We start from the raw sequence: 20,557 nt of genomic DNA, 5'->3' as shown, positions 1-20,557 counted from the left end.
CATCGTAGTCAAATATACTTTTACATATTTTAACTACTCCAAAAAACCTAGTCGTAGTGTAGGTTCGCGAAGCTAAAAACTCCATCCTTCAGGGAATTCAGCATTATGATAAACCTCTTGAACGTCATCATCATCTTCAAGTAAATCTAACATCTTTTGGAACTTCTTAGCATCTGCTTCGTTTATTTCTGTATATGTATCTGGAATCCTTTTAACAGATGCTTCTAAGAATTCAATTCCTGCAGCTTCCAATGCTTCTCTAACTGCTCCAAAGTCTTCTGGAGTTGTAGTTACTACAAATACTTCTTCTTCATCTGCGGAGAAATCTTCTGCACCAGCATCTAAGGCTATCATCATTATTTCATCTTCATCTTTATTATCCTTTTCAATGATGATTTCTCCTTTTTCTTGGAACATGAATCCTACACAGCCAGCTGCTCCCATGTTTCCTCCACCTTTAGTAAATGCACTTCTTACATTTCCTGCAGATCTATTTTTATTATCAGTAAGAGTTTCAACTATTACAGCCACTCCACTAGGACCATAACCTTCATAAACTATATTTTCGTAGTTAACTGTTGACAATTCACCAGATGCCTTTTTAATTGCTTTTATTACAGTATCATTAGGCATATTTTCAGCTTTTGCTTTAGCAATTGCATCTCGAAGTCTTGCATTTGTATCGGGACTAGGTCCACCATTTTTAACAGCTACAACGATTTCTTTACCTATTTTAGTAAATATCTTACCTCTTTTTGCATCTGTCTTACCTTTTTTTCCTTGAATGTTATGCCACTTTGAGTGTCCTGACATGTGTTTTCCTCCTTACTTTAATTTAAAATACGTAGTTTTTAATAATAAATCTACATGCTTATTAATTAAATAATATGTATTTATATTACAGCTTATCTTATAATTAATTTAGTTTATTTTGGAATACAAAATTCAACAAATATTATACCACATTTTGCATAGACTCGCAATGTAATTGTTTTATCTTTAAACTACATTTCAATATTCAATTTAATTTTTTTAAGCGCCATGATGTACTCTAAAAAGTATTAATTGTACGCTGTCAATTGTCCATAAAGTCTATTTCCTTCTTTAAAATAAATATCTTCTTCACTTTTGCGAACTATTACTTTTCCATTTGTAGCTTCTACAATTTCATTTTCTATATCATCTGAAATTATCTTTTCCGATAATATATGGACAATTACCTTATCACTATATTCTGTATCTTCTATATACCAAGAATTCTGCCCACATATATATTGAATTTTTCCGAATAAATCATATTCTATTTCAAAACTTAATTTTAGCCCCTCAACTTTTTCTACAATACCTGCAGCTTTTATGGCAATACTCGCCCCTTTTGTATATGCTCTAGTTAGTCCACCTGTACCAAGAAGTATCCCTCCAAAATATCTGGTAACAACGACTGCACAATCTGTTATTCTACTTTTTTTCATTACTTCAAGAATGGGTATTCCTGCTGTTCCTTGTGGCTCTCCATCATCAGAATATCTTTGAATATTCATATTACTTCCAATAATATAAGCAAAGCAATTATGCCTAGCTTGTTTATGCATATTTTTTATTTCATTCACAAAAGCTTTAGCCTCATCTTCATTTTCCACTCTTTTTGCATATCCAATAAACTCTGATTTTTTTTCTTCAAATCTATCTTCCCCAAAATCTCTTATTGTAATGTAGGACATTCATATCTAACCCCTTTCCAAGTAACAATCCACAATGACAGTACAATTCCATTGGGATTAAATTATTATGTCTAGAAATGCCCTAACATTTCTACTAATTGTTATCAAATCCCCTTTAGCATTTGTCTCTTTATTGTGAATTGTGCATAAAAAATATAATTTCCTCTATATTAAATAATATTGAATTAACCACCTGTTTATTCATTAATTATCTAATTTAGGCATATTGACTTGTTATTTTTTTGATTATGCCTTATGTTGATTCTGAACCTTTGCAGAAATCAGTTCTTCTCTAAGTATTCTCATACCTTTTTCAATTTTATCTTTATCTGTTTGATAAAAAGATATTCTAAAAGAATCTTGTCCATCATTTTGTGATGTAAAAAACATAACGCCTGGAGTAATATATACATTTTTCTGCCTAAGTCGCATAAAAAGATCTTTTGTATTCATTATAACTCCTTCTTTTAAAGTTAAATAGAAATTTAAGCCACCCTTTGGATCTTTATATGTTAATATATCCTTAAAATCTTTGTCTAATATTTCTTTCATAAATTGATATCTCTTTATATATTCATCATTCAATTTTTTTATATTCTTCCTCCATTTATTACCTGAAATATATAATTCTAGTGACCTTTGCATTAAACTAGAGGTTGATATATCTGTATTATGTTTTGAATTTTGAAGTGTTTCCCTAAATATTGTTGGCGCTATTAAATATCCTAGCCTTATTCCTGGAAGAAATATTTTCGAAAAACTTTTTATATAAATAACTCTATCATTTTTATCAAGCCATTTAAATGGTACGTATTCTAAGGAATTTTCGTATATTAACTCAGATAAATAATCATCTTCAATTATGTAAAAATCATAAATTTCTGCAAACTCTAAAATTCTTTTTTTCTTTTCAATGCTATAGCTTATTCCTGTTGGATTTTGAAAATAACTCATTGTATAAAAGCATCTTATTTCATTTTTTTGAAGTATTTTTTCAAATTTCTCTAAGTTTATCCCATCATCTTCAATTGGTACTTCAAATAAATTAACTTTTCTCCATTTAAAAACTGATAACGCTCCTACATAAGTTGGCTTTTCAACTATTATATTATCATTTATATTCAATATTCCCTTTGAAGCTATGTCGATCCCTTGTTGAGCTCCTGATACAATTATTATATCTTCATTATTTAATTTATAATCCCAAAATACCTTGTTTATTGTATATATAAGATTGGTATATCCATTTCTGTTATCTGAAAGCAATGCATTGGCGCCATCTCTTTCCAAAACCTCATTTATAATATGTTTTAAGTCATTTATAGGGAACAATACTTCTTTTGAAGTCTCTCCTGTAAAATCCACTACATCTATTAAATCTTCCATTGATAACTTCTTTAAAGTATTTGAATATTCTCTCCTAAAGTTTGAAGTAACTTCTTTTCTCTTAGCATAACTTCCGCTCCCTACTTTTTGATAAGCATATCCTTCTGCTTTAAGCTTATTATATGCACTAACTATTGTAACATTATTTACTCCTAGCTTCTTTGATAATTCTCTTATGGCTTCCAGCTTATCTCCCTCTTTTATTTTTCTCTTATCAATTAAATTCTTTATAAAATTCGCTACTTGAATATATTTTGGTACTTCATCATCTTTGAATTTAAAATCTTTATAAATATCCATAAAATCACCCCCTTTTAATTAATTATAAACCTTATATGAATATACATTCTCGCTTATCAATTTTTCATTAAAAGGTAAATCTAAACTTTTAGTATCTTTTACTATCAAATTTCTTTTAAATAATTCTTTTAATATATCCTCTACCTTTATGTCAAATTCTTTAAATAATTCACTGTTCTTTATTTCATATGAACTAAAAAAAATGCTTTTTTCATATAGATAATCTAATAACAATTTAGCTGCTTCATTTATGTTCTTATCTAAAAAATCTTCTATATAGTTAACAGTATTTTGTACATTTTCTTTTGTACAGTTATTATTAAACAAATTTTCAACTACTACATTAAACTTATTATTTAAATTTCTAGCCATATTTACAGCATCTTTACTTACAGTATATCCATTTAGATTTAAATATAACTTAGCAAAACTATCCAACGCTCTAATTAACACTTCATAAGATGTAAATACACTATAATTTTGTAGATACTTCTTAGCTACCCTAATATCCTTTATAATGTTACCTAAATAAACCAAATTCCATGTTTCTCTATATTTATCTAAACTATATTTGGCTTTATTAAAAACACTTTCTATTTCATCATCTCTTGAAAATATTATCTTAGAAGATACAAGTAATTTTCTTATAATACCCTTCTTCCCATCACTTTCATATAAATCTAAAAATTTTTCTTTATTTAATACTTTCATATGTACTGGTACATCTAATATTTCTGAATATATATCTCTAACGTCATCAAACACATCTTTATAAACAACAAATAAATCTATGTCAGATTCTTCCCAAAGATCTCCACTAACTATACTTCCAAATGCAAATATAGCTAATACTTTTTTATTGACCTTTAAAACATTAATTAACTTTTCAAATGATTTTTGATAATCCAATATGGATTTTGACATTTTATCTTCACCCTCTTTAGCTATAGCCTAACTTTATAATTAAGAATATTACATTGTATATTATAATTAAATATAGTTTTCAATAAAATCACTTGACATTATAACTGATTTAATTAACTATTCACAGCTAATAGTATATAATTATACCTAAGTTATAATTAAAAGGAAACTCGATTCGCATTCGCTCACTGAGTACTCACAGAGTAAACGACCATCATCAAATCATAGATTTGAGATGTCTGCTTAAGTGATTCACACAAAATCATAGATTTTGGTTCTTTACTTAATAGTAGAAAGATTCTTAAATTTAGTATTATTAATTCTAAATCTAAGAATCTTTATTAAAATCAAATGGTGGACAGTTTTTATCCATATTATTTATTAGATTAATAAAAATTGTTAATCTTCTTCCTACAGCAGTTATAATATCATCAACTTCATCATTCATTTTATAACTTAATTTTAATGAATTCTTAATTTCCTTTCTATCTGCAAATGAATTGTTCTGAAAGGTTGTTGCAGTATATGACATATTATAAGATGCAAAAGAAATAATATTTAAAGCATCTAAAAGAGGCCGTACCTGCCTTGTAAAATAAAGTTCAGTTAAATTATCAACTCTAATAGAATTAACATTATCTCTTATTAATGTTATACCAGCAAGGGCTTCACTTAAATTTTTTAGTTTATCAAAAAGTTCTTGTTGCTTTGCTTTTATTTCCTCACAATAATCATTTATATCAGTAGCAGTAGTTGTAGCTGTAGGAGAAGGAGGCGGCGGAGTTTCTGAGCCAGTATCCGCTGAAGTTTTAGATGTACTTGAAAAAAAAAGATTACTTAAATCATCTGAAAGAGGTCTTTCTTGTCCAGTATGTATATCGCTATCATTTTCTACACTATCTTGTGATGTAGTTTCATAAAGACCTTCATATTTTAGCTGTTCAGGATTTTCTTCTTTATTTTGTGATACGTTAACTTGACTACTATTATCTCTAGACTTCTTTGATTTACTTTTTTTAGAATGCCTCTTAGATTTTCGATTCCCCATAGTTATACATTCCTTAAATTAATCCTCATATCTAATATATTAACTAAAGTATTTAATTATTCTTGTGTAACATAATCCTGAGTCTTGTTATACACCTCATCATCTACTTCAGCAACCATATACGTACCATTATCTTTATACTCTTCTTCAATCACTCTAGCGTTTCTATGTAAAAATGACTGAACATCACCTTTTTCATAAGGTATTAAATATTCCACTTTTCTATAATTATAAGGTAGTATTTCTTCTATTAAGTTTAAAAATTCTTCTAAATTAGTTCCTTCTTTAGCTGAAACTTCTATTGCTTTATTATCATCTATTGCTTCTTTTATTATTGCTATTTGCTCTTCGCTTGCTTTATCTATTTTATTTAAAATTAATATCATTTCTTTATTTATTGCACCAAGCTCAGTTAAAACTTCATTTACAGCCATATATTGTTCCACTGCAGTATCTGAGGATGCATCTATTACATGACATAAAAGATCAGAAAAAATCACTTCCTCTAAGGTTGACTTAAATGCCTCTACTAAATCATGAGGTAACTTTCTTACAAATCCAACTGTATCTGTAAGAGTTATTACACCCTTCTTCTTTAGAGTTATTGCTCTTGTTGTAGTATCTAGAGTTGCAAAGAGCATATTTGCTTCAAATACCTTTTCTTTTGTTTTATTTTCTTTTTTTGCAGCTAAATCACAGAGAGTATTTCTTAAAGTGGATTTTCCTGCATTAGTATATCCAACTAGAGATACTTTCGGAATATTTTCCTTATTTCTTTTTTCTCTTTGAACTTCTCTAGTCTTTCTAATCTTTTTAAGTTCGTCCTTTAAGTCATATATAGTCTCCATTATATGTCTTCTATCTGTTTCAAGCTTCTTTTCTCCAGGACCTCTAGTCCCAATTCCACCACCTGTTCTAGATAGTATTGTACCTAATCCTTGTAATCTACTTAATCTATATTTAAGTTGAGCTAGTTCTACTTGTATTTTAGCCTCTTTTGTTTTAGCTCTAGTTGCGAATATTTCTAATATTAAAGTAGTCCTATCAATTACTTTCGCACCTATCGCTGCTTCTAAATTTCTAACTTGAGAACCTGAAAGTTCATCATCAAATATTATGACATTTGCTCTTTCTATTTGTCTCATAGATGCAATTTCTAAAACCTTACCTCTACCTATAAAAAATGCTGCATCAATTTTATTCCTACTTTGAAATACTGTTTTTAAAACAGGTACATTACATGCTTCTGAAAGTTCCCTCAATTCTTCTAAACTTTCTTTTGTATCAGAACCAACTAATATTGCTTTTTCTTCTGTTGCTTCTATAACATCATTGGTTTTAATTAAATTTTCTATAAATCTTATTTTGTCTATTATATTTATAGATATTATATCTTCTAATGAGAGATTACTTTTTTCTTCAAATTCCAATTTATTATTATATAAAGTAAGCATTCCTAGTGAAAAATCTATTATTTTTCCTTCTATTATTGCTACTGATATAATTGCATCTAATTTTAACTTTAAAAGCGCTGTTAAATCTAAAGCAGAAAGATTACAATAACCATTTGGATGAGTATGAATTATTCTAATTCCTGATAATCTTTTTTCCTCTATATCTATTATTGGCACTTCAACTGATGTTGAATCTCCAATGGCAACAGAAGTAACATTGCCCTTTCTATTTATTCCTACACTAACTTCTCTTTCAATGAAACTAGAAACTCTAGAAATTATATTTAAAATTTCTATATCACATATTTCATCTTTTAAATTTTTAATAGAATAAATACTCTCTAATTCATCTATTGTAGATTTTCTTATTCCTTCAATATTTCCATATATCATATAAACACCTCACATAAGTTATCTTGACAACTTTCATATAATTTTATACTATTAATTCATTAATTACAACTTATGAAATGCACAATTGTAAATTGTCAAAATGCATTGTGAAATAAATTTAAGAGGAGTTTTAGAAATAATGGAAGATAAAAAACGTAACATTCTTTTTTCTAAAGAACAAATTAATTCTAGAATAGAAGAACTCGGTAAAATTATTACTGAAGATTATAAGGATAAAAATCTTTATGTTTTATCTTTACTTCGTGGGAGTTTTGTATATGCTGCTGATTTAGTTAGAGCTGTAGCTTTAAATGCAAAGATAGGATTTATGACTACATCAAGCTATGATAATAGCGAAACATCTTCTGGATCCGTTAAGGTAGTTAGTGATATTTCTGATAATATTGAAGGATGGGATGTTCTTATAGTTGATGATATTGTTGATACTGGTATTACAATGGATTTCGTTTTAAATCATGTAAAAAATTTAAATCCTGCTTCTGTTAAATCTTGCGTTCTTCTTGATAAACCATCTCGAAGAAAAATAGATATAAAGCCAGATTATTGTTGTTTTGAAATTGAAGATTTATTTGTAGTTGGATATGGATTAAATTATGGTGATTTTTATAGAAATGTGCCTTATATATTTAATTGGGAATAAAAAGAAGCCGAAAGGCTTCTTTTTTAATTGGTCTTACTTTCATTATTCGTAGGAAATCCCAAAGTTGTATTTGGTATTTTCCCAACAATAATTGTATCTGAAACTGGTATTTGTGTACTTACCTCAATATCTTGATTTTGCAGTGGTAATTTCAGTCTTATTTTAGCAACAACATTTAGATATATTTTATGTCTAGTTTGATTAATCCCAGCACTTTCAAATTTTGATTCATAATTTGTACTAATATTTCCTATAGGCTGTATCTCAACGGTTATTTTAGGTCCTATATTATAGAAAGCACTTTTATTACTCAGCCATCCAAAAGGAACTTTTATTGTAGCATTATTCATATCACTCAATTCTTTATTACATTCTGTAGCTAATTTAGCTGCTATATAATTTAATTTTATACTATCTGATTGAACTAAAATTATATTTCCATCTTTATCTTTTTCTATTTTTATCATCTGATCATATTTAAATTCTTGTGATAAAATATCTACACTTTTTTTATTTATTATATCTAATGTTTGAGATTTCGCCATCATTGTTGCTGTTTCTATTATTGACGGCATTACCCTGTTATTAAAAAATCCTAATATTATATTAAAAACAACAATTATAAAAATAATAGCCACTAGAAATGATATATATTTATGGGTTCTACGTTTGGTATAATATTGCATTATCAACACCTTTATATTGAGTTATTTATTTAATCATAATATAATTATGCTATAATGGTATAAAATATTATTAAATTTATAAAGTTCTTCTTAAATAGAAATACAATTTAATTCACCTGAAGCTTAGAAGAACTTATGACCGCAGGGGGCACAATGTCCAAGGGCGTGGAGTCGTTATCTCATATAAAAAAAGAGTGTTACGAATGCTAGCTATCGGATAAACCTTATAATTTTAGGAGGATAAAATGGCAGTTAATAATGACGCAAAAAGAACAAATAGTACTCCAAGAAGGAAAAAGCCAACTAAACAAAAAAAAGCAAAAAAAATATTTAAAGGCATAGGTCTTGGTTTGCTATCTTGTTTTCTGGCAATTTTCGTAATAGGTTCTGGCTATGCTTTTGCTATTATAAAAACTATGCCTCCTCTAAATGTTGAAGCTGTATTATTATTAAATCAACCTTCAAGCTTATATGATAGCAATGGAGACTTTATGGATAATCTTCATACAGATGAGGAACGTTATGTTATAGATTCTAAAAAAATACCTACTAATTTAAAAAATGCTTTTGTATCCATAGAAGATGAAAGATTTTATTCACACAAAGGTGTAGATATTCAAAGAATTTTAGGTGCAGCATTTTTAGATGCGAAAAAAATAGTAACAGGGCAAAAAGGCTTCCATGGAGCTTCTACATTAACTCAACAATTACTTAAAAACACAATTTTAACTAATGATGTTTCTTTTGAAAGAAAAATAAAAGAAGCGTATCTAGCCATTAACTTAGAAGAAAAATTAACTAAAGATCAAATTTTAACAGCATATTTAAATACAATTCCATTAGGCGGTCATGCATATGGAATAGAAGCTGCGTCTTTGTTATATTTCAGCAAAAGTGCTTCTGATTTATCTTTAATAGAATGTGCATACATAGCAGGTATAACTCAAGCTCCAAGTTATTATAGTGCTTATAACGAAAATAACGTAAAAGATCCAACACCATATATTGATAGGACTCTTACAGTTTTGGGAATGATGCATAAGCTTCAATATATCAATGATACTGATTATACTAAAGCAGTTAGTGATGTGAAAAATGGTGGATTAGTATTTAAATCAAGTAAAAAAGATTATAGATTAAACTATGAATGGTTTGTATATCCTACTGTATCTCAAGTAAAACAAGATTTAAAAGAAAAATATAAATATACTGATGAAGAAGCATCACAATTAATGGTAAATGGTGGTCTTAAAATTTACACAACAATGAACAGACAACTTCAAAATTTTACTCAATCTACATTAGATAACTATAGGAATCTAGGAATTAGTAATAAAGAAACCTATAATAATGATGGTGTTCCTTTATTACAAGCATCTGCTACTATTATGGATTACAGAACAGGTCATGTTATTGCTATGGTTGGAGGACGTGGAAAACAACAGCCACAATCAATTAATAGAGCTTATAATGATTTAAGACCTATTGGTTCTTCAACAAAGCCATTAACAGTATATGGTCCTGGAATTGACAAAAAGATTATAACAGCTGCTACAAGTATAGATGATGCTCCATTACCTGAAGAAATTGGTAAGAAATATCCTACTAGTGATGGACCTTATAATCCTTTAAATTCTCCTAATGAATACTTAGGACTCATTACTGCAAGGGATGCTCTTACTCATTCTAAAAATGTTGGTGCCGTTATAATTGAAGATAAGATTGGATTAAAAACTGGTATCTCTTATGGAGAAAATTTAGGTCTAAAATATAATTCTGCATCTAAGACATCAATTGCATCTCTTGCTTTAGGTCAATTTAATAATGATCCTAACGATAGAGATGGAGGTAATTCTTATATTTTAGCAGGAGCATATGGTACTTTTGGTAACAACGGTATATATACAAAACCTGTATTATATACAAAAGTTGTTGATGCGACAGGTAAGACTATACTTGATAACACTACACCTAAGCAAACCAAAGTATTTTCACCTCAAGCTGCCTATATACTTTACGATATGTTAAAAGGTCCAGTAAATGAGTATAATGCAACTGGTGCCAAATGGGGGGATATGCCTGCTGCTGGTAAAACTGGCACCACTTCTAATTCAACTGATTTGTGGTTTGCAGGACTTTCACCGTACCTTTCTGGCTCTGTTTGGATTGGATATGATAAACCCACAAAACTTCTTGGAAGTTCCAGTGGTTGTGCTATAGTCTGGGGAAAATTAATGGCCAAAGCACATGAAGGTTTAGAAGTAAAAGATATAGAAGAACCTAGTGACATAGTTAAAGTTAATGTATGCAAGGATTCTGGTTTACTTCCTAGCTTATTCTGCAGCCTAAATTTTAGAGGCAATAGAGTTTATGAAGAATTGTTTATTAAAGGAACAGAACCTACAACAAATTGTCAAATACATTCTACTCCTATTCGGGGTATATTAAATAGTGGACCTTCAACATCTGAAACTAATAATATTACAGGTGATGTTAAAGTTCCTCCTGTAACCAATGATACATTAAATCCACCTCCTGTAAATACACCTACGTCATCTAATAATAATGATAATACTACTAAAAATACTATCAAGAATAAGAAGAATAATAGAAATCATAATCCCTTGAGTCCAGATGATATTAATTCTGAAAGTCCAGAATAAACTTCATCTACAAAGTGATAAAAAGATAGGATGATCTGAACTGATTATCCTATCTTTTTATTATTGCTTCTTTTTCTGCTCCATCTTTTAATATGTTTAGGATGTTTCCATTTTCTGATCCTACAAAAATTTTCCAGTTAATATTTACATTCTTATCATTTTTACCGTCTATATTTACAATATAGCAAACTTGGTATATTTTATTTGCTTCATTATCTATCTTATCATCTGCATAAACTAAATTTGTTTCATTTTCAACGATACCTTCTTTATTATGATTTTGAAAATATTCTAAGGCTATCTTTTTAGCTTCTTCCTCTGAAATGTTTATTACAGGTTCCATGCATTCTCTTTGCATTGTAGAATTCGAATACCCATCCAAAAAACCATTTTCTTTATCAATATTTAATTTTATTTCATCAAAATAAAATGGATATCCATCTTTCTGTTTAGTATATATAAATGAATAATATGGTAAATACTTCAAGTCCTCATTACTATTAATTGTCTTTAGAACTACTTCCCCATCATATATATTTTTTAAATATTTCTCTGCTAAAATTCTAGCATCTTGTAAATTAAGCTTAGTTATATTGGTTGGATTTTCTTTTTTAGCAAAACCTATCACATTATTATTTTTATCTAAATCTATACCAAAACTTTGAGTTGCTATACTTTTATGAACTAGATCAGTTTGACTATTTAATATTTTAATTCTATCATATTTTATAACATCTAAATTTTGTTCAGTGCTTATTGCATTAATTGAATATAGTTTAGCTATGAAGTTTTTAGATGCTTTAATATCTCCTGCACCAGGCCCAATAAAATTATACAGTATTATAACTATGATTATAAGAAGAAATAATAAAGTAATACTTCCTATAATACTAGTCTTTTTAAATTTCATTAATAACCTCCCACTAGATTCATATTTTATTTTTATTATATCATATTTTTTATTTTCATCATATATATGGCAATTAGCAATGTACAGTTTACAATTAATGATAAAAGCTCATAGAGAAACTTCAACTAAGGCATAATCAAATATAAAATATATAAAAAATGCTTGTTCTATAGAATAAAATTATTCTTAAAACAAGCATTTTTAGTACAACATTATATATTTAGATTAACAATTTAATCATTTAAATGTATAATTTCAATTAGAACAAATATAGTTTTATACTTCTGGAAACCATATTTGAATCTCTTCTTTTGCACTTTCTACAGTATCCGATGCATGAACACAGTTTTCTGTTTTGCTTCTGGCATACCTATGTCTTATAGTTCCTTCTTCAGCATCAGTTGGGCTAGTTGCCCCATTAATATTTCTTATTCTTGCTACCGCATCTTCCCCTTGTAAAATTACTGCACATAATGGACTTCTTGTTATATATGTTATAAGTTCTTCATAAAAATCTTTTCCTTTATGTTGACAGTAATGCTTTTCTGCAATTTCTGTTGTAGCTTTCATAAGTTTTAACTCTACTATCTTCAATCCATTGTCTTCATAACAACTTAAAATATTTCCTATTATATTTCTTTCTACTCCATCTGGTTTAATTAATACTACACTTCTTTCAATCATTTTAAGCCCTCCATATCATGTAAATCATTTGATATTATTACCCATTATCAGGATATTATACTAAATATTCTGAAAATTTTCAATACTTATATAAGTTTATTCCATATTTGTTGTATTATGCTATATTTTTTTTTATAAATTAAACTCAAAAATTGTAGTTTTTAAAAAAATTAGGAGAGCAAAAATAATTAGATATTCAAGTCTTGTATTTTACCTTTTTCCTTTAATCTTAATAATAATTGATTTGGATCTTTATTAATTATAAGTTCTTCTGGAAAATCTATGGATTCTAACATATTAACTGCTTGCGTAAATTCTCCTATTAACGTGCAAAAATGCGCATCACTATTTATTATTAGCTTAGCACCATATTTTTTGCATAATGATGCTATTTTAGTGCAGTTACTAAAGCTTCCTACTCTAGATGTTGTAAAAGAACTATTATTAATTTCTATTAAAACATCATTTTCTATAGCACATTTTATTATTTTTTCAAAATCAACTGGAACTCCTGGATTTCCAAGATGCCCTATAATATCAACTTTCCCACCTTTTATTACCTTAATAAAAGCACTTGTATTTTCTTCAATATTACCTACTTTATAAACTTCATCATGTATACTTCCAATTACAATATCTAAGTTATCTAATGTAATATCATCCATATCTAAATTTCCATCATAGTCAATTATATTTGCCTCTGTTCCATAAAGCATAATAACCCCAAACATTTCCCTTGGTAAAACTTTATAATTATTAAAATACCAAATATGTGGAGAATGCGGCATACTAATTCCATGTTCTGTAGTTCCAAGTACTTTTATGCCCTTTTCAGAAGCAGCCTTTGCATTTTCCATTAAAGTTGAATAAGCATGCCCACTAGCTATAGTGTGAGTATGTACATCTAATGCGTATTTCATTAAATCACCCTTTTTTCATTAAAAATTTTTAATTTTAATATTACAATTTTATATTAACTATATAATCATCTAGTACAATTAATAAACTTAAATATATTTTCCTTCATTAACTATATTATCATACTTCACCTATCAATTAAACTGCTTGAAAATCATAAAATCATTTACTTATAAAACTATTTATGTAACTTGTATCCTTACAAATATCACCTAATGATCTCAATAAAGCATCTTTAACTCATACAATAACCTTAATAATTTGAGTGATAATTTGATTCACTTCCTTTAAATAGGTTATAATGATATGGAATTTATTTTTACATTTACTTTATTAAAAATAAATTCATTTATAACCAAATAAAAAAATAAAAAGGAGGAGTTACTATTCATATTAAATATAGTATAAATTTACTATTATTTACTCTTACTTTGAATAGTACAAAAGATATATGATTAAATTAATTGCAACAGATATGGATGGAACTTTATTAGATGAAAATGGACATTTACCAGAAGGTTTTACTGATATCTTAGATCGTTTAAGAGCAAAAAATATCAAATTAGTCGTTGCTAGTGGCAGACCTTATTACACATTACAAACTAACTTTGGTCCTGTAGGAAGATATTTGTCTTACATATGTGAAAATGGAGCTTTAGTTGTTGATAATAATAAAATAATATATCAAAGCACCATTGATACTAATATTGTTACTGATGTAATTAAGTATTCAAAAGAAATAGACGAAAATGTAATAATTTTATGTTCAATAAACCGAGCTTATGTTGAGCAATGTTCTGATGAGCATTTGATTGAAATAAAAAAATATTATACAAATTTAGAAATTGTAGATGATTTAACTAAGATTACTGATGATATAGTTAAAATTACCATTTGTAACTTAGAAAATTCTTCCGAGAATTTGAATACTATATTCAAACCTAAATTCGCAGATAAATTAAACATAGTAGGTTCTGGTGAAATTTGGATTGATATTTCAAATAAATGTGTTAATAAAGGCCTTGCCTTAAAAAATTTAATGGATACTGATAATATTTCAAAAGAAGAAACTATGGTTCTTGGAGACTATTATAATGATATAGAGATGCTTGAACAAGCTGAATACAGTTTTGTAATGGAAAATGCTCCAGAAGATATGAAACAATATGGAAAATACATAGCTGCAAGTAATATAGAGCATGGTGTTTTAAGAGCTATACTTGAATATGCTCTTTAGATAATTGACAATGCACAATTATAGAATAAATTTCTCAATTGTGCATTGTAGTTACATTTCATTTAGCATCCAAATAAAGAAGTTTAAAACTCCAGCATATATGAGCCAAATAAAATATGGAAGCAGTAATAATGCTGCTTTTTTTCCAGCCTTTTTGTAGAATCTTTTTATTGTTAATATCACAAATAAAACTAGCAAGACAAGTTCTAAAAATGCTAATCCATATAGCCTAAACTCAAAGAATATAATTGTCCACAAAAAATTTAACAATAATTGTATAGCGTAGACAAACAGAGCAGAGCTTACATCAATATTATCATATTTTAGTACATATACCTTATAAGAAGCTATTCCCATAAGTATATAAAGGATTGTCCAAGTAATTGGAAACACTATTACTGGAGGAAAAAACATTGCTTTAACTAAACATTCATATATTAAATTCATATTAGGAATAATTAATAATGTAATTCCACCAATAAGAAATGGAATCATTATAGATACAATTAATGGAATAATTCTAACGCTCTTTTTTTTCTTTAATTTACCTTTCATATATTAACACCTCAAATTTTAAGTAATTTTTAATTTCACATCAAGTAATTCTTAGCTTCATATGGATTTTGCTTAATAAGAATGCTTTTCTCAATCTGAAACTTAGAGAAACAATTTCGTCTAACTTATATAAGTTGGAGTTTTACTGATGCTAGCTATCGGATAACTAATTTAATATATGTAAACCTACTTAAAACTATGTATAATTACTAATTAATGCACATAAAAAAATAACAGACTAGTATTTTTATATACTAAATCTGTTATTTTATTTCATGTCCTAACCTAATAACAATAGAATATAAATGGACTTATTATTTATTTTAGCAAGCCTTATATGGAAATTTCAACTTCTAATATTGTAAAATGTGAGCTAAGACATATTAAACACCTTTAGGATTATTATTAAGTAATCCTCTTTGAGATAAAATATCATAAATAGTTTGAGATGTTGTGTCTTCTAATGTGTAGCCAAGTAATTTAACTACTTTTTCCAGTTTTTCTTCAGATGTAGTTTCTATTTCTAAATAAGGAAATGGACAAAAACTCTTATCATTTATATCTATTTCAATTAAACAATCATGCAATCTATAGCTTTCTCTATATTTTTTATTGGATTCTTTAAGTATTAAGCCAAGAGACTTAAATATTCCTTCACCCATTTGTTTATCTTCTATTATTGTTTCATTTTCTTCCATAACTTTAAATCTTTCTTGAGATAACATTTTCTTTGTGGTCATAAAATATACAACTTTATTATTAAGCATGTCATTCACAGTTCTTATGCGGGCATAACCTTTTTTTTCTAGAAGTCTTCCATCTTCAAAGTCATATATATCATTAATTTGATCTTCCATTTTAACTTTCTTAGCACCATTTGATAATAAAATACTTCTTATATTTTGAACATCAATATCTATAATTCTAGTTTCTAATTCTTGCATAAAAATAATCTCCTTTTATTAAGTTTGTAAGTCCGTACATCTGTACACATTTATATAATATAGCAAATTAACACGTTGTACTAGTTAAATTATTTTCTGTTCTTTAATATTTTCACGGTTATTTGATGTTGATTGCGAAAATCAGCTTATAGCATAAAGAGCCTAGAATCCCATAATTCAAAGGATTCTAAGCTCTTTTAACTGGTGCAGGTAACGGGACTTGAATTCCTCTGTTACCACAAAACATAGTAAAGAAAGGAGTTTTAACGCATCTATATTCTTACGGACTCAATAATGGACTCAATCAAATTTAATAGTTTTAAATTAGCTACTAAAAAACAATAGTTTTTCAATGGCCTCTATTCCTATTAAACCTGTTTTTGTGAAATTTGCTACATCTATTCTTTATGCTTTTTCTTCTTTAGAATATGAAAAATATTTTCTTCCCCAATATAATGCTACATTTACTAGTCCAATCATTACTGGAACTTCTATTAATGGCCCAATTACTGCAGCAAATGCTACCTTTGACTCAATTCCAAATACTGCTACTGCAACAGCTATTGCTAATTCAAAATTATTACTTGCGGCTGTAAATGATAAGGTAGTAGTTTGATGATAGTTTATACCTGACTTGTAGCTTATATAGAATGATACAGAAAACATTACTATAAAATATATTACAAGTGGTATTGCTACTTTAATAACATCTAAAGGTAAATCTACAATGTATTTCCCCTTAAACATGAACATTACTACGATTGTAAATAATAAAGCAATTAACGCTAATGGACTGATCTTAGGAACAAATTTTTTTACATACCATTCTGTTCCCTTCATAGGTTCTAATATTAATCTAGTAAGCATTCCTAATAAGAAAGGAATCCCTAGATAAATTGCAACAGACGTTGCTACTTCTCCCATTGAAATATGAACTTCATATCCTGTAAGACCAAATATAGGTGGTAACACTGTAATGAAAATGTATGCAAACACAGAATAAAATACTACTTGGAATATAGAATTAAATGCTACTAATGCTGCTGCATATTCGCTATCTCCATCTGCTAAACTGTTCCAAAGAATTACCATAGCTATACATCTAGCAAGTCCAATCAAAATAAGTCCTGTCATTAATTCTGAATCAGATTTTAAAAACACAAAAGCAAGTATAAGCATTAACACTGGCCCAATAAACCAGTTCTGCACTAATGATAATCCAAGAACTTTGGGATTTTTAAATACTTTTCCAAGTTCCTTATAATTTACTTTAGCAAGTGGTGGATACATCATAATAATAAGACCTATAGCTATTGGTATTGACGTTGTTCCAACAGATAATTTTGCGAGTCCCGCTGATAATGAGGGTATTCCCCAGCCTAAAAATATTCCTAGTGCCATTGCTGCAAATATCCATAACGTCAAATATCTATCCAAAAATGATAATCCAGATGATTTTTTGCTCATTTTAACTCCCCCTATTCAAACTTTAGTTGTATAAATTAATTTCATTATCATTGATTCTTCTAGCCAAACTCTTTATCTTGTCTTCAATGATTTTGGCTGTCTTTATAAATTCCTCATCATTTTTACCTGTTGGGTCATCTAATCCCCAATCCTCTCTATATTTGCAAGGTAAAAATGGACACTCTACATTACACCCCATAGTTATGACAATATTCACACTTGGAATATCTGATAGAAGTTTAGATTTTTGTGTTTCATTCATATCAATATCGTATAAATCTTTTATAATTCTTACTGCGTCTTGATTTATTTGAGGTTTTGTTTCTGTTCCTGCTGAGTAACTTTCAAATACATCAATTCCATATAACTTTCCTAGTGCCTCTGCCATCTGTGACCTACAAGAATTGTGAACACATATAAATGCTACTTTGGGTTTCATACCTTCATCTCTCCTCTAAATTAAGTTATTTAAATTACTTCCGCTTACGTTTTCCTCTTTCCAATCTATTATTGCTAGGTTTCCATTTGAAATTTCATTTACTTTATTTATCCATTGAATTTCATTACTTGCCTTTGCTTTTAGAATAGCATTAGTCGTATTTGTTGCATAAAGACTAGAATTTATTACCCACCATTTACTATGAATCTCTGCTCTTTCTAAATCCTTTTGAAGTCTCATAGCTTCATATACAGGTGTTGTTTCTGCTAAAGTTACTATAATTACTTCTGTTTCTTTTTCATTTTTTAATTTAGGCAATAACTTTATAACTGACTCTGGTATATCTCCTTCTGATCTAGAAATTTCTTTATTGTAACTTTCTGTTGACTCTAAAAGTAATAACGTATGGCCAGTTGGTGCTGTATCTATTACTACAATTTCATTTTCTGACCTTTCAACTATTTCAGCAAAAGCCCTAAATACTGCTATTTCCTGAGTACAAGGTGACCTTAAATCCTCTTCAATATACTCAATATCTTCATCACTCATATTATTTTCTTTTGCTTTAGCCAATACTTCTTGCCTGTACTTTTCAAATTCTTCTTTTTCATCAATATTACTTATTGAAATTCCATAACTCTCATCTAATACAAACTTTAAATGAGCCGCGCTGGATCAGTAGTTGTTAGATGAATTTTCTTGCCTTTTTTAGCTAACCCTAAAGCTATAGCCGCAGCTATAGTTGTTTTACCAACTCCACCTTTACCCATTGTAAATATAACCTTTTTATTACTATTATAAATATCCTCTATGACATTTTTTAACTCTGGTATTGAATTCATGTTTAAAGTATCACTACTAACTTTAATTTGTGCTTCTCTTAATAAAGCTCTTACATTTTCAAGTCCTGTTATATTATATGGTCTTAAAGGAATTTCAAAAGCTTCTACATCCTTGAATTTTTCTGGCATATTTTGAAGTGCTTTTTGTTGCTTTTCATAAATACCCGTTGAAAGTTCATCATCATAATTTTGTAGTACTCCATTTATGACTAATATATGATTTCTAACTCCAATTTCTTGAAGTTCTCTAGAAGCTCTTTCAGCTTCTTTTAACGGAGAATTTTCAGGACGAGATACAAGCACAAGAGTAGTTTTATCCTTATTGGCTAAAGTTTCTACTGCTTTTTTATACATTTCCTTCTTATCTTCAAGTCCAGCAAGTTGACCTAAACATGAGGCACCATGAGTACTTTCACTAATAAAGTTGCTCCATGCTGAAGGCAATTGTAACATTCTTAATGTATGACCTGTTGGCGCTGTATCAAAAATTATATGGTCATATTCATTAAAAGCTTTTTCATCAGTTATCATTCCGGAAAATTCATTAAATGCCGCTATCTCTACAGTACAAGAACCTGATAATTGTTCTTCCATATTTTCTATTACTGATTGAGGCAACTTACCTCTATATGGGGCAATTACACTTTCCCTATATTCAGCTGCTGCTACTTCTGGTTCAAAGTTTGCAACAACTAGGTTTGGCACTTCTTTTATACGAACACCTTTGTTATTTAGTTCTGTATTAAATACGTCTTGGAGATTGGAAGCTGGATCAGTACTTACAAGCATAATCTTTTTTCCTTGATCAGCTAGATTTACTGCTACAGCACAAGCTGTTGAAGTTTTGCCAACTCCACCTTTTCCAGTAAAAAATAAATACTTCGTTAAATTTAATTTCTTTATATCAAATTCTTTAAACATGTTCTTCCTCCTCTTACTAGCAACATCCACCTTTACATCCACAACTTTTAGCAGGCTTCTTAACATTCGCTTTCTTTATAGTAAGTTTTAAAGTATCTGATGGTATTTCTAATAAACTGCAGAACTCTTCATTTGTAGGGTAACTGCCTTCTTTAACGATAACACCATCTACCATAGTTACAGGCAAAGCCTCAACACCTTTAGTATTTAAAATTTTATTTATTACAGCATTAGTTACAAATATTTGAGGATTGTTTGTTAAATTATATCTTTCTACTACTATCCCCTTATTCTTTAAGGTATTTAAAACAGTTGCAACTCTTAATAACTCCTTATCAACAGATGGTCCACAAACTCCTGTTGAACAACACATTACAGGATCAAATATTATCATTTTCTTCATT

At 28.4% G+C, this 20,557-nt stretch carries 18 protein-coding genes and 1 pseudogene; 3 read left to right on the top strand and 16 right to left on the bottom strand.

Going from position 1 to position 20,557, the window contains the following annotated elements; all coding sequences use genetic code 11:
• Positions 1-72: 72 nt before the first annotated feature.
• From LLF98_RS07175 to hflX, 6 genes are all read right to left on the bottom strand, one after another.
• On the bottom strand, positions 73-813 hold the full coding sequence (locus LLF98_RS07175; protein WP_291702269.1) for a YebC/PmpR family DNA-binding transcriptional regulator: 741 nt from the start codon (positions 811-813) through the stop codon (positions 73-75).
• 248 nt (positions 814-1,061) lie between these two features.
• Positions 1,062-1,721, bottom strand: coding sequence for a YigZ family protein (locus tag LLF98_RS07170; protein WP_291702267.1), 660 nt, complete (start codon positions 1,719-1,721; stop codon positions 1,062-1,064).
• Between the two features lie 246 nt (positions 1,722-1,967).
• Entirely contained in the window at positions 1,968-3,407 is a 1,440-nt protein-coding gene (locus LLF98_RS07165) for a PLP-dependent aminotransferase family protein (protein ID WP_291702265.1), read from the bottom strand.
• Positions 3,408-3,425: 18 nt separating this feature from the next.
• Positions 3,426-4,331, bottom strand: coding sequence for a nucleotidyltransferase domain-containing protein (locus LLF98_RS07160; protein ID WP_291702263.1), 906 nt, complete (start codon positions 4,329-4,331; stop codon positions 3,426-3,428).
• Positions 4,332-4,659: 328 nt separating this feature from the next.
• A complete protein-coding gene (locus tag LLF98_RS07155; protein WP_291702261.1) occupies positions 4,660-5,379 on the bottom strand; it encodes a hypothetical protein in 720 nt (239 codons plus the stop codon).
• Positions 5,380-5,435: 56 nt separating this feature from the next.
• Positions 5,436-7,226 (bottom strand): GTPase HflX, encoded by a 1,791-nt coding sequence (hflX, locus tag LLF98_RS07150; protein ID WP_291702259.1) that lies wholly within the window; start codon positions 7,224-7,226, stop codon positions 5,436-5,438.
• Between the two features lie 139 nt (positions 7,227-7,365).
• Between hflX and hpt the strand changes: the two genes are divergently transcribed.
• Positions 7,366-7,887 carry a hypoxanthine phosphoribosyltransferase gene (gene hpt / locus LLF98_RS07145; RefSeq protein ID WP_291702257.1) on the top strand — a complete coding sequence of 174 codons (522 nt, stop codon included), beginning with the start codon at positions 7,366-7,368 and terminating at the stop codon, positions 7,885-7,887.
• Positions 7,888-7,910: 23 nt separating this feature from the next.
• Here the strand turns inward: hpt and yunB are convergent, their stop codons facing one another.
• On the bottom strand, positions 7,911-8,573 hold the full coding sequence (gene yunB / locus LLF98_RS07140; protein WP_291702255.1) for a sporulation protein YunB: 663 nt from the start codon (positions 8,571-8,573) through the stop codon (positions 7,911-7,913).
• 245 nt (positions 8,574-8,818) lie between these two features.
• Here yunB and LLF98_RS07135 point away from each other — a divergent pair, with 245 nt between their 5' ends.
• A complete protein-coding gene (locus tag LLF98_RS07135) occupies positions 8,819-11,236 on the top strand; it encodes a transglycosylase domain-containing protein (RefSeq protein ID WP_291702253.1) in 2,418 nt (805 codons plus the stop codon).
• A gap of 49 nt (positions 11,237-11,285) precedes the next feature.
• Here the strand turns inward: LLF98_RS07135 and LLF98_RS07130 are convergent, their stop codons facing one another.
• From LLF98_RS07130 to LLF98_RS07120, 3 genes are all read right to left on the bottom strand, one after another.
• Positions 11,286-12,146 (bottom strand): YcdB/YcdC domain-containing protein, encoded by an 861-nt coding sequence (locus LLF98_RS07130; protein ID WP_291702251.1) that lies wholly within the window; start codon positions 12,144-12,146, stop codon positions 11,286-11,288.
• A 276-nt stretch (positions 12,147-12,422) separates the two neighbouring features.
• Complete coding sequence (gene ndk / locus LLF98_RS07125) at positions 12,423-12,830, bottom strand: nucleoside-diphosphate kinase (RefSeq protein WP_291702249.1); 408 nt, start codon at positions 12,828-12,830, stop codon at positions 12,423-12,425.
• Positions 12,831-13,018: 188 nt separating this feature from the next.
• On the bottom strand, positions 13,019-13,750 hold the full coding sequence (locus LLF98_RS07120) for a phosphatase (RefSeq protein WP_291702247.1): 732 nt from the start codon (positions 13,748-13,750) through the stop codon (positions 13,019-13,021).
• Positions 13,751-14,199: 449 nt separating this feature from the next.
• Between LLF98_RS07120 and LLF98_RS07115 the strand changes: the two genes are divergently transcribed.
• Positions 14,200-14,985, top strand: a complete 786-nt coding sequence (locus LLF98_RS07115; RefSeq protein WP_291702245.1) for an HAD family hydrolase — start codon at positions 14,200-14,202, stop codon at positions 14,983-14,985.
• A gap of 51 nt (positions 14,986-15,036) precedes the next feature.
• On the opposite strand, the gene LLF98_RS07110 is transcribed toward LLF98_RS07115, so the two are convergent.
• From LLF98_RS07110 to arsD, 6 genes and pseudogenes are all read right to left on the bottom strand, one after another.
• Positions 15,037-15,540, bottom strand: a complete 504-nt coding sequence (locus tag LLF98_RS07110) for a TspO/MBR family protein (RefSeq protein ID WP_291702243.1) — start codon at positions 15,538-15,540, stop codon at positions 15,037-15,039.
• A gap of 383 nt (positions 15,541-15,923) precedes the next feature.
• Positions 15,924-16,484: a CYTH domain-containing protein gene (locus tag LLF98_RS07105; protein WP_291702241.1), complete on the bottom strand. Its 561-nt coding sequence runs from the start codon at positions 16,482-16,484 to the stop codon at positions 15,924-15,926.
• A gap of 405 nt (positions 16,485-16,889) precedes the next feature.
• Complete coding sequence (gene arsB, locus LLF98_RS07100; RefSeq protein ID WP_291702239.1) at positions 16,890-17,951, bottom strand: ACR3 family arsenite efflux transporter; 1,062 nt, start codon at positions 17,949-17,951, stop codon at positions 16,890-16,892.
• 22 nt (positions 17,952-17,973) lie between these two features.
• Entirely contained in the window at positions 17,974-18,390 is a 417-nt protein-coding gene (locus LLF98_RS07095; RefSeq protein WP_291702237.1) for an arsenate reductase ArsC, read from the bottom strand.
• Between the two features lie 15 nt (positions 18,391-18,405).
• Positions 18,406-20,153 (bottom strand): annotated as a pseudogene (gene arsA, locus LLF98_RS07090) (arsenical pump-driving ATPase).
• 16 nt (positions 20,154-20,169) lie between these two features.
• The gene (arsD, locus tag LLF98_RS07085; RefSeq protein ID WP_291702235.1) at positions 20,170-20,556 is read right to left on the bottom strand and encodes an arsenite efflux transporter metallochaperone ArsD; all 387 of its coding nucleotides are present in this window, start codon (positions 20,554-20,556) and stop codon (positions 20,170-20,172) included.
• Between the last annotated feature and the right edge of the window lies 1 nt (position 20,557).

It is taken from the genome of Clostridium sp. (genome assembly GCF_021372645.1).
GTDB lineage: Bacteria > Bacillota > Clostridia > Clostridiales > Clostridiaceae > Clostridium.
This window is presented reverse-complemented; position numbering and strand designations above follow the sequence as displayed.

Bases quoted from the DNA above. Each gene is read 5' to 3' on its own strand.
- hflX (WP_291702259.1), bottom strand. From the start codon at position 7,226: ATGATATATGGAAATATTGAAGGAATAAGAAAATCTACAATAGATGAA.
- yunB (WP_291702255.1), bottom strand. From the start codon at position 8,573: ATGCAATATTATACCAAACGTAGAACCCATAAATATATATCATTTCTA.
- LLF98_RS07155 (WP_291702261.1), bottom strand. From the start codon at position 5,379: ATGGGGAATCGAAAATCTAAGAGGCATTCTAAAAAAAGTAAATCAAAG.
- LLF98_RS07120 (WP_291702247.1), bottom strand. From the start codon at position 13,750: ATGAAATACGCATTAGATGTACATACTCACACTATAGCTAGTGGGCAT.
- LLF98_RS07105 (WP_291702241.1), bottom strand. From the start codon at position 16,484: ATGCAAGAATTAGAAACTAGAATTATAGATATTGATGTTCAAAATATA.
- LLF98_RS07110 (WP_291702243.1), bottom strand. From the start codon at position 15,540: ATGAAAGGTAAATTAAAGAAAAAAAAGAGCGTTAGAATTATTCCATTA.
- LLF98_RS07170 (WP_291702267.1), bottom strand. From the start codon at position 1,721: ATGTCCTACATTACAATAAGAGATTTTGGGGAAGATAGATTTGAAGAA.
- LLF98_RS07130 (WP_291702251.1), bottom strand. From the start codon at position 12,146: ATGAAATTTAAAAAGACTAGTATTATAGGAAGTATTACTTTATTATTT.
- LLF98_RS07165 (WP_291702265.1), bottom strand. From the start codon at position 3,407: ATGGATATTTATAAAGATTTTAAATTCAAAGATGATGAAGTACCAAAA.
- LLF98_RS07095 (WP_291702237.1), bottom strand. From the start codon at position 18,390: ATGAAACCCAAAGTAGCATTTATATGTGTTCACAATTCTTGTAGGTCA.
- LLF98_RS07115 (WP_291702245.1), top strand. From the start codon at position 14,200: ATGATTAAATTAATTGCAACAGATATGGATGGAACTTTATTAGATGAA.
- ndk (WP_291702249.1), bottom strand. From the start codon at position 12,830: ATGATTGAAAGAAGTGTAGTATTAATTAAACCAGATGGAGTAGAAAGA.
- hpt (WP_291702257.1), top strand. From the start codon at position 7,366: ATGGAAGATAAAAAACGTAACATTCTTTTTTCTAAAGAACAAATTAAT.
- LLF98_RS07135 (WP_291702253.1), top strand. From the start codon at position 8,819: ATGGCAGTTAATAATGACGCAAAAAGAACAAATAGTACTCCAAGAAGG.
- LLF98_RS07160 (WP_291702263.1), bottom strand. From the start codon at position 4,331: ATGTCAAAATCCATATTGGATTATCAAAAATCATTTGAAAAGTTAATT.
- LLF98_RS07175 (WP_291702269.1), bottom strand. From the start codon at position 813: ATGTCAGGACACTCAAAGTGGCATAACATTCAAGGAAAAAAAGGTAAG.
- arsD (WP_291702235.1), bottom strand. From the start codon at position 20,556: ATGAAGAAAATGATAATATTTGATCCTGTAATGTGTTGTTCAACAGGA.
- arsB (WP_291702239.1), bottom strand. From the start codon at position 17,951: ATGAGCAAAAAATCATCTGGATTATCATTTTTGGATAGATATTTGACG.